Source organism: Amycolatopsis sp. NPDC003861, from assembly GCF_053605405.1.
This window is the reverse complement of record NZ_JBSGJD010000240.1, coordinates 1-14,733: the sequence shown is the minus strand read 5'-3', so window position 1 is coordinate 14,733 and position 14,733 is coordinate 1. Positions and strand designations below refer to the sequence as shown.

The following is a 14,733-nucleotide window of genomic DNA, read 5'->3' as shown; positions in this document are numbered from 1 at the left end:
CCGCGGACGCGGGCGAGCCGATCGCCATCGTCGGCATGGCCTGCCGCCTGCCGGGCGGGGTGCTGAGCCCCGACGACCTGTGGCGGATGGTCGCCGAAGGCCGCGACGGCATGTCGGCCTTCCCCGAAGACCGCGGCTGGGACCTGGACGGCCTGTTCGACTCCGACCCCGAGCGCCCGGGCACGGCCTACATCCGGCAGGGCGGCTTCCTGCACGAAGCCGCGCAGTTCGACCCGGGCTTCTTCGGCATCTCGCCGCGCGAAGCGCTGGCCATGGACCCGCAGCAGCGCCTGCTGCTCGAAGCGTCCTGGGAAGCCCTGGAGCGCGCGGGCATCGACCCGACGAAGGCCCGCGGCGACGCCGTCGGCGTCTTCTCCGGCGTCTCCATCCACGACTACCTCGAGTCCCTGAGCAACATGCCCGCCGAACTCGAAGGCTTCGTCACCACGGCCACCGCGGGCAGCGTGGCCTCGGGCCGGGTGTCCTACACCTTCGGGTTCGAAGGCCCGGCGGTCACCGTGGACACCGCGTGCTCGTCGTCGCTGGTGGCGATCCACCTCGCGGCGCAGGCACTCCGGCAGGGCGAGTGCACGATGGCGCTGGCCGGCGGGGTTGCCGTGATGGGCTCGCCGATCGGGGTGATCGGCATGTCGCGGCAGCGCGGCATGGCCGAGGACGGCCGGGTCAAGGCGTTCGCCGACGGCGCGGACGGGACCGTCCTGTCCGAGGGCGTCGGCATCGTCGTCCTCGAACGGCTTTCGGTGGCCCGCGAGCGCGGCCACCAGGTGCTCGCCGTGCTCCGCGGCAGCGCGGTCAACCAGGACGGCGCGTCGAACGGCCTCACCGCCCCGAACGGCCCTTCGCAGCAGCGGGTGATCCGGGCCGCGCTGAGCACGGCCGGGCTGCAACCGTCCGAAGTGGACGCCGTCGAGGCGCACGGCACCGGCACCGCCCTGGGCGACCCGATCGAGGCGCAGGCGCTGCTGGCCACCTACGGCAAGAACCGGGAAACGCCGTTGTGGCTCGGCTCGCTGAAGTCGAACATCGGCCACACCCAGGCCGCCGCGGGCGTGGCGGCCGTCATCAAGATGGTCCAGGCGCTGCGGCACGACACCCTGCCGCCGACCCTCCACGTGCAGGAACCCACCAAGCAGGTGGACTGGTCCGCGGGCGCGGTCGAGCTGCTCACCGAAGGCCGCGAGTGGGCCCGCAACGGCCACCCGCGCCGGGCCGGCGTCTCGTCGTTCGGCATCAGCGGCACCAACGCGCACCTCATCCTCGAAGAGGCTCCCGCCGAGGAGCCTTCCGACGCGGACGTGCCCGAAGGTGTCGTGCCGGTCGTGGTGTCCGCGCGCAGCACCGGCTCCCTGGCGGGCCAGGCCGCCCGGCTGGCGGACTTCCTCGACGACGACGCCCCGCTGACCCGCGTGGCCGGGGCCCTGCTGTCGACCCGGGCGACGCTGACCGACCGGGCCGTCGTCGTGGCCGGCTCGGCCGCGGAAGCCCGCGAGGGCCTGACCGCACTGGCCCGCGGCGAGAGCGCGACCGGCCTGGTCACCGGCACCGCCGGAATGCCCGGCAAGACCGTGTGGGTGTTCCCCGGCCAGGGCACGCAGTGGGCCGGCATGGGCCGCGAGCTCCTCGACGCGTCCCCGGTGTTCGCCGAGCGGATCACCGAATGCGCCGCCGCGCTGGAGCCGTGGACCGACTGGTCGCTGCTGGACGTCCTCCGTGGCGAGGGTGACCTGGACCGCGTCGACGTGCTGCAGCCCGCGTGTTTCGCGGTGATGGTCGGGCTGGCCGCCATGTGGGCGTCGGTCGGGGTCGTGCCGGACGCCGTCCTGGGCCACTCCCAGGGTGAGATCGCCGCCGCCTGCGTGGCCGGTGCACTGTCCCTTGAAGACGCCGCGAAGGTGGTCGCGCTGCGCAGCCAGGCGATCGCGGCGGAGCTGTCGGGCCGCGGGGGCATGGCGTCGGTCCAGCTGAGCCACGACGAGGTGGCCGCTCGGCTCGCGCCGTGGGACGGGCGGGTCGAGATCGCCGCCGTCAACGGCCCGGCCTCGGTGGTGATCGCCGGTGACGCCGAAGCGCTCACCGAGGCCGTCGAAGCCCTCGGTGGCCGGCGGGTGGCGGTGGACTACGCGTCCCACACCCGGCACGTCGAAGACATCCAGGACACCCTCGCCGAGACCCTGGCCGGGATCACCGCCCAGGCGCCGGTCGTGCCGTTCTACTCGACCGTCACCGGCGATTGGATCACCGAAGCCGGGGTCGTCGACGGCGGCTACTGGTACCGGAACCTGCGCAACCAGGTCGGCTTCGGCCCGGCGGTGGCCGAGCTGCTCACCCAGGGCCACGGCGTGTTCGTCGAGGTCAGCGCGCACCCGGTGCTGGTCCAGCCGGTCACCGACGTGGTGGACGGCACCGAGGTCGACGCCGTCGTCACCGGAACCCTGCGGCGGCAGGACGGCGGCCCGCGGCGGCTGCTGACCTCGATGGCCGAGCTGTTCGTCCGGGGCGTCCCGGTCGACTGGGCCACGATGGCGCCGCCCGCGCGCGTCGAGCTGCCGACGTACGCCTTCGACCACCAGCACTTCTGGCTCAGCCCGCCCGCCGCGGCCGACGCGCCCGCGCTCGGCCTGGCCGGGGCCGATCACCCGCTGCTCGGGGCGGTCGTTTCCCTGCCGCAGTCCGGTGGCCTGGTCTTCACCTCGCGCCTCTCGGTGCGGACGCACCCGTGGCTCGCCGACGGCGTCCCGGGTGCCGCCCTGGTCGAGCTGGCCGTGCGGGCCGGTGACGAAATCGGGTGCCCGGTCCTCGCCGACTTGACCGTCGAGACACCTCTGGTGCTGCCCGAGAGCGGGGGCCTGCGGGTGCAGGTCGTCGTGGGCGGCGAGCGCACGGTCGACGTGTATTCGCAGCGCGAAGGCGACGAAGACTGGACCCGGAACGCCACCGGGCACCTCGCGGCCACCGCCCCGGCGGCCGAGCCGTTCGACTTCACGGTGTGGCCGCCCGCCGGTGCCGAACCGGCCGGCGGCGGGTGGCGGCGCGGCGAGGAGCTCTTCGCCGAGGTCGCGCTGCCCGAGGGGCAGGACGCCGGCGCGTTCGGCATCCACCCGGCGCTGCTGGACGCGGCCCTGCGCCCGGCCCTCGCCGACGACGAGCAGCCGGCGGAGTGGCACAACGTGGTCCTGCACGCCGCGGGCGCCTCGGCGCTGCGGGTGCGGCTGGTGCCCGGCGGCGTCCTCCAGGCGGCGGACGAAACCGGCGGCCTGGTCGTCACGGCGGAATCGGTCGTGGCCCGGCAGTTCTCGGCCGGGCAGGCCCGCGCCGGATCGCTGTACCGCGTCGACTGGACCGAAGTGTCCCTTGTGGACGGTGTGGTGCCGGATCGGGTCGAGGTGCTCGAAGCGTCCGGCGAGGAGCCCCTCGACCTGACCGCCCGGGTGCTGGAAGCCGTGCAGACGTTCCTCGCCGGCGCGGGGGAGGAAGCCCGGCTGGTCGTGGTGACCCGCGGCGCGGTCCGCGACGTGACCGACCCGGCCGGAGCGGCCGTGTGGGGTCTGGTCCGGGCCGCGCAGGCGGAAAACCCCGACCGGATCGTCCTGCTCGACACCGACGGCGAACTCCCGCTCGGCGCGGTCCTGGCGAGCGACGAGCCCCAGGTCGCCGTGCGCGGCGGGAAGTTCTTCGTGCCCCGCATCGCCCGCGCGGAGCAGGGCGGCGACGCCGTGTTCCGCCCGGACGGGACGGTCCTGATTTCGGGCGCCGGTGCGCTCGGCAGCCTGGTGGCCCGGCGCCTGGTCGAACGCCACGGCGTGCGGAAGCTGGTGCTGGCTTCCCGGCGCGGCCCGGCCGCCGAAGGCGTGGCGGAGCTGGTCGCCGAGCTGGCCGCGGACGTGTCGGTGGTCGCGTGTGACGTCTCCGACCGCGCCCAGGTGGCGGCCCTGCTCGACGAGCACCGGCCGACCGCTGTGGTGCACACCGCCGGGGTCCTCGACGCCGGTGTCATCGAGACGCTCGACCGCGACCGGCTGGCCCGGGTGTTCGGCCCCAAGGTCGACGCCGTCCGGCACCTCGACGAACTGACCCGTGACCGGGATCTCGACGCCTTCGTCGTCTACTCCTCGGTTTCGGCCGTGTTCATGGGCGCGGGCAGCGGCAGCTACGCCGCGGCGAACGCCTTCCTCGACGGCCTGATGGCCCACCGCCGGGCCGCGGGCCTGCCGGGCCTGTCGCTGGCGTGGGGCCTGTGGGACCAGAGCACCGGCATGGCGGCCAACACCGACGAGGCCACCCGGGCCCGGATGAGCCGCCGCGGTGGCCTGCAGATCATGACCCAGGACGAGGGCATGAACCTGTTCGACGCCGCCCTGCCTTCGGCGGAATCGCTGCTGGTGCCGGCCAAGCTGGACCTGCGCGGGGTGCGCGCCGACGCCGCCGCGGGCGGGACCGTGCCGCACCTGCTGCGCGGCCTGGTCCGCGCGGGCCGCCAGCAGGCGCGCACGGCGTCCACTGTGGACAGCGGGCTGGCCGGCCGGCTGTCCGGGCTCGCCCCGGCGGACCAGCTCACCCTGCTGCTGGACCTGGTCCGGGCGCAGGTGGCGGCCGTGCTCGGGCACGCCGACGCGAACGCCGTCCGCGTGGACACCGCGTTCAAGGACGCCGGCTTCGACTCGCTGACCGCGGTCGAGCTGCGCAACCGGATGCGGACCGCCACCGGGCTCAAGCTGCCCGCGACGCTGGTCTTCGACTACCCGAACCCCCAGGCCCTCGCCCGGCACCTGCGCGAGGAACTCGGCGGCGCGGCGGAGACGCCGGTGACCACGGCGGTCGCGAAGGCCGACCTCGACGAGCCGATCGCCATCGTCGGCATGGCCTGCCGCCTGCCGGGCGGTGTCGCCGGTCCCGAGGACCTCTGGCGGCTGGTCGCCGAGGGCCGGGACGCGGTGTCGGAGTTCCCGGCCGACCGCGGCTGGGACCTCGAGAGCATCTACGACCCGGACCCGGCCCGCCCGGGCAAGACCTACACCCGGCACGGCGGGTTCCTGCACGAAGCCGGCCTCTTCGACGCGGGCTTCTTCGGGATCTCGCCGCGCGAGGCCGTCGCGATGGACCCGCAGCAGCGGCTGCTCCTGGAGTCCTCCTGGGAGGCCATGGAAGACGCCGGGGTCGACCCGCTTTCGCTCAAGGGCACCGACGTCGGCGTGTTCACCGGCATGTTCGGCCAGGGCTACGTGGCCCCGGGGGACAGCGTCGTCACCCCGGAGCTGGAGGGCTTCGCGGGCACGGGCGGGTCGTCGAGCGTGGCGTCCGGCCGCGTGTCGTACGTGTTCGGGTTCGAAGGCCCGGCCGTGACGATCGACTCGGCGTGCTCGTCCTCGCTGGTCGCGATGCACCTCGCCGCGCAGTCCCTGCGGCAGGGCGAGTGCTCGATGGCGCTGGCCGGCGGGGCGACGGTGATGGCGAACCCCGGCGCGTTCGTGGAGTTTTCCCGCCAGCGGGGCCTCGCCGTCGACGGGCGCTGCAAGGCGTTCGCCGCCGCGGCCGACGGCACCGGCTGGGCCGAGGGTGTCGGCGTGCTCGTCCTCGAACGGGTTTCCGTGGCCCGCGAACGCGGCCACCGGATCCTGGCCGTGCTGAGCGGCAGCGCGGTCAACCAGGACGGCGCGTCCAACGGCCTGACCGCCCCGAACGGGCCCTCGCAGCAGCGGGTGATCCGGCGGGCCCTGGCCGGTGCCGGGCTGGCACCGTCCGATGTGGACGCCGTCGAAGCGCACGGCACCGGGACCACGCTGGGTGACCCGATCGAGGCGCAGGCCCTGATCGCCACCTACGGCAAGGACCGCGAGACGCCGTTGTGGCTCGGCTCGCTCAAGTCGAACATCGGCCACGCGCAGGCCGCGGCGGGGGTCGCGGGCGTGATCAAGATGGTGCAGGCGCTGCGGCACGAAGTCCTGCCGCCGACGCTGCACGTCGACGAACCGACCCCCGAGGTGGACTGGTCCGCCGGGGCGGTCGAACTGCTGACCGAGGCGCGCGAGTGGCCGCGCACCGGCCGGCCGCGCCGGGCCGGGGTGTCCGCGTTCGGCGTCAGCGGCACGAACGCGCACCTGATCCTGGAGGAGGCGCCCGCCGAAGAGCCGGTGCCCACGCCCGAGGTGCCCGTGGTGCCGGTCGTGGTTTCCGCCCGCAGCACGGCTTCCCTGGCCGCCCAGGCCGGTCGGCTCGCCGGGATCGCGGCGGGTGACGCGCCGCTGGCGGGCGTGGCCCGGGCGCTGGTGGCGAACCGGGCCGCGCTGACCGAACGCGCGGTCGTCGTCGCGGGCTCCCGCGAAGAAGCCCTGACGGGCCTGGAAGCGCTGGCCCGCGGCGAAGACACCGCCGCGGTGGTCACCGGCCGGGCGGGGGCGCCGGGCAAGCTCGTCTGGGTCTTTCCGGGCCAGGGCTCGCAGTGGGCCGGAATGGGCCGGGCGCTGCTCGAAGAGTCCCCGGTGTTCGCCGAGCGGGTCGCCGAGTGCGCGGCGGCGCTGGCGCCGTGGGTCGACTGGTCGCTGCTCGACGTGCTGCGCGGGGACGCCGACCTGCTGGACCGCGTCGACGTCGTGCAGCCGGCCAGCTTCGCCATGATGGTCGGCTTGGCCGCGGTGTGGCAGGCCGCCGGCGTGCGGCCGGACGCCGTGGTGGGGCACTCCCAGGGCGAGATCGCCGCCGCCTGCGTGTCGGGGGCGTTGTCGCTGCAGGACGCGGCGAAGGTCGTGGCCCTGCGCAGCCAGGCGATCGCCACCCGGCTGGCCGGCCGGGGCGGCATGGCCTCGGTCGCGCTGAGCGAAGAAGAAGCGACCGCCTGGCTGGCGCCGTGGGCCGACCGGGTCCAGGTGGCCGCGGTCAACAGCCCCACCTCCGTGGTGATCGCCGGGGAAGCCCAGGCCCTCGACGAGGTCGTCGAAGCGCTGTCCGGGCAGGACGTCCGCGTCCGGCGGGTGGCCGTGGACTACGGGTCCCACACCAACCAGGTCGAAGCGATCGAGGACCTGCTCGCCGAAACCCTGGCCGGGATCGAGGCGCAGGCCCCGGAGGTGCCGTTCTTCTCGACGCTCACTGGCGACTGGATCACGGAACCGGGTGTCGTGGACGGCGGCTACTGGTACCGGAACCTGCGCAACCGGGTCGGGTTCGGCCCGGCGGTGGCCGAGCTCGGCCGCCAGGGCCACGGCGTGTTCGTCGAGGTCAGCGCGCACCCGGTGCTGGTCCAGCCGCTCAGCGAGATCAGCGACGACGCGGTGGTGACCGGCTCGCTGCGGCGCGACGACGGTGGCCTCCGCCGCCTGCTGACGTCGATGGCCGAGCTGTTCGTCCGGGGTGTGGCACTCGACTGGACCGCGGTCCTGCCTCCGGCCGGCCGGGTCGACCTGCCCAAGTACGCCTTCGACCACCGGCACTACTGGCTCCGGCCCGCCGAGTCCGCGACCGACGCGGCCTCGCTGGGCCAGGCGGCGGCCGACCACCCGCTGCTGGGCGCGGTCGTCGAGCTGCCGCAGTCCGACGGCCTGGTCTTCACCTCGCGGCTGTCGGTGCGGACGCACCCGTGGCTGGCCGACCACGCGGTCGGCGGTGTCGTGATCCTCCCGGGCTCCGGGCTGGCCGAGCTGGCCGTGCGGGCCGGCGACGAAGCCGGGTGCACCGCCCTCGACGAGCTGATCATCGAGGCGCCGCTGGTCGTGCCCGCCCAGGGCGCGGTCCGCGTTCAGGTCGCGCTGAGCGGCCCGGACGAGACCGGCTCGCGCACGGTGGACGTCTACTCGCAGCGCGACGGCGGCACCGGCTGGACGCGGCACGCCACCGGCGTCCTGTCGTCGGCGCCCGCCCAGGCCGCGGCGTTCGACTTCCGGGCCTGGCCGCCCGCGGACGCCGAGCGCGTCGACGTCGGCACCTTCTACACCGGCCTCGCCGAGCGGGGTTACGGGTACGGGCCGGCGTTCCAGGGGCTGCGGGCGGTGTGGCGGCGCGACGGCGACGTCTTCGCCGAGGTCGTGCTGCCGGAGGACCTGCGCAAGGACGCGGGCCGGTTCGGCGTCCACCCGGCACTGCTCGACGCGGCCCTGCAGGCCGCGACCGTCGGTGGTGAGCCCGGTGAGCCGGTGCTCGCCTTCGCGTGGAACAGCCTCGTCCTGCACGCCGCGGGCGCCTCGGCCCTGCGGGTCCGGCTTTCGCCGAGCGGCTCGGACGCACTGTCCGTCGAAGCCGCCGACGAGACCGGCGGCCTGGTCCTGACCATGGACTCGCTGGTGTCCCGGCCGGTTTCGGCCGAGCAGCTGGGCGCCGCGGCCGGCCCGGGCCACGACGCGATGTTCCGCGTCGACTGGACCGAGCTCCCCGGGGGCCGGCTGACGGCCGCCGTCGAGGACGCCGAAGTCCTGGAGGTCGCCGGAGGTGACTCCGCGCTGGCCGCGACCACCCGGGTCCTGGAGAAGCTCCAGGCGTGGTTGGCCGGACCCGAAGAGGAACGCCTGGTCGTCGTCACGCGCGGGGCGGTGCCCGCCGGGGGCGACCACACGCTGACCGACCCCGCGGCGGCGGCGGTGTGGGGCCTGGTCCGGTCCGCCCAGGCGGAACACCCGGACCGGATCGTCCTCCTGGACACCGACGGCGAACTCCCCCTGGACGCCGTCTTGGCCTCGGGCGAGCCGCAGCTCGCGGTCCGCGGCACGACCCTCCTCGTGCCCCGGCTGGCCCGCGCCACCCGGATCGCGGACACGCCCGCCGCGTTCGAGCCGGACGGCACGGTCCTGGTCTCGGGCGCCGGAGCGCTGGGCACGCTGGTGGCCCGGCACCTGGTGACCCGGCACGGTGTGCGGAAGCTCGTCCTGGCCAGCAGGCAGGGCCTGGACGCCGACGGCGCGAAGGACCTGATCAGTGACCTGCCCGACGCGGACGTGTCCTTTGTGGCCTGTGACGTCTCGGACCGCGACCAGGTGGCCGCTCTCCTCGCGGACCTGCCGGAGCTCACCGGGGTGGTGCACACCGCCGGCGTCTTCGAGGACGGCGTGATCGAGGCGCTGACCCCCGACCAGTTGGCGAACGTCTACGCGGCGAAGGTCGACGCGGTCCGCCACCTCGACGAGCTCACCCGGGACCGGAACCTCGGTGCGTTCGTCGTGTTCTCGTCCGTCGCCGGGGTCATGGGCGGCGGCGGCCAGGGCCCGTACGCGGCGGCCAACGCCTTCCTGGACGCGGCGATGGCCCACCGCCGGGCCGCGGGCCTGCCGGGCCTGTCCCTGGCCTGGGGCCTGTGGGAACGCAGCGGCGGCATGGCCGCCCACCTCAGCGAGGTCGACCACGCGCGGGCCGGCCGCAACGGCGTCCTGGAACTGAGCCGGGCCGAGGGCCTGGAGCTGTTCGACCTCGGGCTGCGGATGGCCGGCTCGCTGCTGGTGCCGATCAAGCTCGACCTGGCCGCCCTGCGGGCGGGCGCGGTACCGGTGCTGTTCCGCGGCCTGGTGCGGCCGGTCCGGAGCCAGGCCCGTTCGGTGTCCACTGTGGACAAGGGGCTGGCCGGGCTCGCCCCGGCCGAGCGGGAGGCGCGGCTCGTCGACCTGGTCCGCGGGCAGGTCGCGGTGGTGCTCGGCTACGACGGTCCGGAGGCGGTCCGCCCGGACACCGCGTTCAAGGACACCGGGTTCGACTCGCTGACGTCGGTGGAGCTGCGCAACCGGCTGCGCGAGGCGACCGGGTTGAAGCTGCCCGCCACGCTGGTCTTCGACTACCCGAACCCCTTGGCCGTGGCCCGGTACCTGAGCGCGCGGCTGGTGCCGGAGAGCAACGGGAACGGGCACGGCGCGGACGGCGACCGGCTGCGGCACGCGCTCGCGGCCGTCGTGACCGAAGAGCCGTCGATCGCCGAGCTCGGTGTCGACGACCTCGTGCAACTGGCTTTCGGCGACGAGTGATGGGGAGCAAGTGGTGAGTGCGTCGTATGAAAAGGTCGTCGAGGCGCTGCGGAAGTCCCTCGAAGAGGTCGGCACGCTGAAGAAGCGGGTCGGCGCCGCCAGTGAGCCGATCGCGATCGTCGGCATGGCGTGCCGGCTGCCCGGTGGCGTCACCGGCCCCGCCGACCTGTGGCGGCTGGTGGCCGAGGGCGGCGACGCCGTGTCGGGGTTCCCCACCGACCGCGGCTGGGACCTGGACACCCTGTTCGACGCGGACCCCGACCACGCGGGGACGTCGTACACCGACCAGGGCGGCTTCCTCCACGACGCGGCCCTGTTCGACCCGGGCTTCTTCGGGATCTCGCCGCGGGAAGCGCTGGCCATGGACCCGCAGCAGCGGCTGCTGCTGGAGGCGTCCTGGGAAGCCCTGGAAGACGTCGGCCTCGACCCGACGTCGTTGAAGGGCACCGACGTCGGCGTGTTCACCGGCGCCGGCGGCTCGGGCTACGGCGGCGGCCTGACCGGGCCGGAGATGCAGAGCTTCGCGGGCACCGGGCTGGCGTCGAGCGTGGCGTCGGGCCGGGTGTCCTACGTGTTCGGGTTCGAAGGCCCGGCCGTCACGATCGACACGGCGTGCTCGTCGTCGCTGGTCGCGATGCACCTCGCCGCGCAGGCCCTCCGGCAGGGGGACTGCTCGATGGCGCTGGCCGGCGGCGCGATGGTGATGTCGGGCCCCGACTCGTTCGTCGTCTTCTCCCGGCAGCGGGGCCTGGCCGCGGACGGCCGGTGCAAGGCGTTCGCCTCGGGGGCCGACGGCATGGTGCTCGCCGAGGGCATCAGCGTGGTCGTGCTGGAACGGCTGTCGGTCGCCCGGCAGCGCGGGCACCGGGTGCTGGCCGTGCTGCGGGGCAGCGCGGTGAACCAGGACGGCGCGTCCAACGGCCTCACCGCCCCGAACGGCCCTTCGCAGCAGCGGGTGATCCGCGCCGCGCTGGCGAACGCCGGCCTCGGACCGTCCGATGTGGACCTCGTCGAGGCGCACGGCACCGGGACGAGCCTGGGCGACCCCATCGAGGCGCAGGCGCTGCTGGCCACCTACGGGCAGGAGCGGGAGACGCCCCTGTGGCTCGGCTCGCTCAAGTCGAACATCGGCCACACGCAGGCCGCCGCGGGCGTGGCCAGCGTGATCAAGGTCGTCCAGGCGCTGCGGCACGGCGTCATGCCGGCGACCCTGCACGTCGACGAGCCCAGCGCCCAGGTGGACTGGACCGAAGGCGCGGTGGAACTGCTGACCGAGAGCCGCGAGTGGCCGCGCGGCGAGCGGCCGCGCCGGGCCGGGGTGTCCTCGTTCGGGGTCAGCGGCACGAACGTGCACCTGATCATCGAGGAAGCCCCCGCCGAGTCCGTCGTGAGTGAAAAAGCGGGTTCTAACCCTCCTTACCACTCACGACCGGCCGTGGTGCCGCTCGTGGTGTCCGCGCGCAGCACCGGTTCCCTGGCCGGGCAGGCCGGCCGGCTGACCGGGCTGGACGTGCCCCTCACGCAGCTCGCCGGGGCGCTGGTGTCCGGGCGCGCGGTGCTGGAGGAACGCGCCGTCGTCGTGGCCGGTTCGGACGAGGAAGCCCGCGCGGGACTGGCCGCGCTGGCCCGCGGTGAGGCCGCGCCCGGCGTCGTGACCGGGTCCGCGGGCAAGCCGGGCAAGGTCGTCTGGGTGTTCCCGGGCCAGGGGACGCAGTGGGTGGGCATGGGCCGGGAGCTCCTGGATGCCTCGCCGGTGTTCGCCGAGCGGATCAAGGAGTGCGCGGCCGCCCTCGATCAGTGGACCGACTGGGCCCTGCTCGACGTCCTCCGCGGCGAAGGCGACCTGGACCGCGTCGACGTGCTGCAGCCCGCGTGCTTCGCGGTGATGGTCGGGCTGGCCGCCGTCTGGGCGTCCGTGGGGGTCCGGCCGGACGCCGTCGTCGGGCACTCGCAGGGCGAGATCGCCGCGGCCTGCGTGTCGGGCGCGCTGACGCTGGACGACGCCGCGAAGGTGGTGGCCTTGCGCAGCCAGGCGATCGCGGCGCGGCTGTCCGGCCGCGGCGGGATGGCGTCGGTCGCGCTGAGCGAAGCCGAGGCGGACGCGCGGCTGGCGCTGTGGGACGGCCGGATCGAGGTCGCCGCGGTCAACGGCCCGGCTTCGGTGGTGATCGCCGGGGACGCCCAGGCGCTGAACGAAGCCCTGGAAGTGCTGGCCGGCGACGGCGTCCGCGTCCGGCAGGTCGCCGTCGACTACGCGTCGCACACCCGGCACGTCGAGGACATCCGCGACACCCTCGCCGAGGCACTCGCCGGGATCACCGCGCAGGCCCCGGCCGTGCCGTTCTTCTCGACCGTCACCGGCGAGTGGGTGCAGGACGCCGGCGTCCTGGACGGTGGCTACTGGTACCGCAACCTGCGCAACCAGGTCGGGTTCGGCCCGGCGGTGGAAGCCCTGATCGCGCAGGGGCACGGCGTGTTCGTCGAGGTCAGCGCGCACCCGGTGCTGGTGCAGCCGATCAGCGAGCTCACCGACGCGGTCGTCACCGGGACGCTCCGGCGCGACGACGGCGGCCCGCGGCGGCTGCTGACGTCGATGGCCGAGCTGTTCGTCCGCGGCATCGACGTCGACTGGGCCACGCTGGTCCCGCCCGCGCGGGTCGAGCTGCCGACGTACGCCTTCGACCACCAGCACTTCTGGCTCCGGCCGGCCGCGCAGGCGGACGCCGTCTCGCTCGGCCAGGCCGAGGCCGGGCACCCGCTGCTCGGCGCGGTCGTGCGGCTGCCGCAGTCGGACGGCCTCCTGTTCACCTCGCGGCTGTCGCTGCGGACGCACCCGTGGCTGGCCGACCACACCATCGGCGGCGTGGTGCTCTTCCCCGGAACCGGGCTGGTCGAGCTGGCCGTGCGGGCCGGGGACGAGGCCGGCTGCCCGGTCCTCGACGAGCTCGTGACCGAAGCGCCGCTGGTCGTGCCCGCGCAGGGCGGCGTGAACGTCCAGGTCACGGTGAGCGGCCCGGACCGGAACGGCTCGCGCACGGTCGACATCCACTCCGAGCGCGACGACGGGTGGACCCGGCACGCGACCGGCACGGTCTCGGCGACCCCGGCCACCGGCACCCGGTTCGACTTCACCGCGTGGCCGCCGCCGGACGGGCAGCGCGTCGAGATCGGCGACTTCTACCCCGACCTCGCCGAGCGCGGATACGCGTACGGGCCGCTGTTCCAGGGCGTGCGGGCGGTGTGGCAGCGCGGCGAAGAGGTGTTCGCCGAGGTCACCCTGCCCGGCGACCGGCGGGACGACGCCGCCCGGTTCGGCCTGCACCCCGCGCTGCTCGACGCGGCCCTGCAGACCGGGACGATCGCCGCGGCCGCGTCCGGACAGCCCGGCAAGTCGGTCATGCCGTTCTCCTGGAACCGGCTGGCGCTGCACGCGGCGGGGGCCGCGGGCCTGCGGGTCCGGGTCGCGCCCGGCGGACCGGACGCGCTGACCGTCGAGGCCGCCGACGAGACCGGCGCCCCGGTTTTGACGTTGGCCTCGCTGATCCTGCGCGAGGTCGCCCTCGACCAGCTCGACACCGCGCGCACCAGCTCGCTGTACCGGGTCGACTGGCCCGAACTGACCACTGTGGACAGTGTGGCCCCGGCGGGCCGGGCCGAGGTGCTGGAAGCCTTCGGCGAGGAGCCCCTGGCGCTGACCAGCCGGGTCCTGGAGGCCGTGCAGGCGTTCCTCACCGACGCGCCGGACGAAGCCCGCCTGGTCGTGGTGACCCGCGGCGCCGTCCGCGAGGTGACCGACCCGGCCGGGGCCGCGGTGTGGGGCCTGGTCCGGGCCGCGCAGTCGGAGAACCCGGACCGGTTCGTCCTGTTCGACACCGACGGCGAGGTGCCCCTGGACGCGGTGCTGGCCACCGGCGAGCCGCAGCTGGCGTTGCGCGGCACCACGTTCTCGGTGCCGCGGCTCGCCCGCGTCACCGAACCGGCCGAAGCGCCCCTGACCTTCCGCCCGGACGGGACGGTCCTGGTCTCCGGGGCCGGGACGCTCGGTGCGCTCGCCGCCCGCGACCTCGTCACCCGGCACGGCGTGCGCCGGCTCGTGCTGGCCAGCCGCCGCGGCCGCGACGCCGACGGCGTCGAAGACCTCATCACCGAGCTGACCGGGCACGGCGCGTCGGTGTCCGCGGTGACTTGTGACATCTCCGACCGGGACCAGGTGGCCGCGCTCCTCGAGGAGCACCCGGTGACCGCGGTCGTGCACACGGCGGGCGTGTTCGACGCCGGGGTCACCGGGGCGCTGAACCGTGACCGGCTGGCCAAGGTCTTCGCCCCCAAGGTGGACGCCGGCCGCCACCTCGACGAGCTGACCCGCGACGCCGACCTCGACGCGTTCATCGTCTACTCGTCCGCCTCCTCGATCTTCATGGGCGCGGGCAGCGGCGGGTACGCGGCGGCGAACGCCTTCCTCGACGGCCTGATGGCCGCCCGCCGCGCGGCGGGCCTGCCCGGCCTGTCACTGGCCTGGGGCCCGTGGGAGCAGCTCACCGGCATGGCCGGCACCATCGACGACCTCACCCTGGCCCGGATGAGCCGGCGCGAAGGCCGCGGCGGCGTCCGGGCGCTCGGGTCCGCCGAGGGCATGGCGCTGTTCGACGCCGCACTCGCGGCCGGAGAAGCCCTGCTGGTGCCGATCGAACTCGACCTGCGCGAGGTCCGGGCCGACGCGGCCGCCGGCGGCACCGTCCCGCACCTGCTGCGCGGCCTGGTCCGGGCGGGCCGGCAGGCG

2 protein-coding genes are annotated in these 14,733 nt (G+C 75.0%); both read left to right on the top strand.

Annotation, left to right across the window (positions count from 1 at the left end):
• Window positions 1-9,953: SDR family NAD(P)-dependent oxidoreductase (locus ACWEVN_RS38820; RefSeq protein ID WP_452054598.1), on the top strand; the 9,953-nt coding region annotated here is incomplete at its 5' end.
• Window positions 9,954-9,963: 10 nt separating this feature from the next.
• On the top strand, window positions 9,964-14,733 hold a 4,770-nt coding region (locus tag ACWEVN_RS38815; RefSeq protein WP_452054597.1), incomplete at its 3' end, for a beta-ketoacyl synthase N-terminal-like domain-containing protein.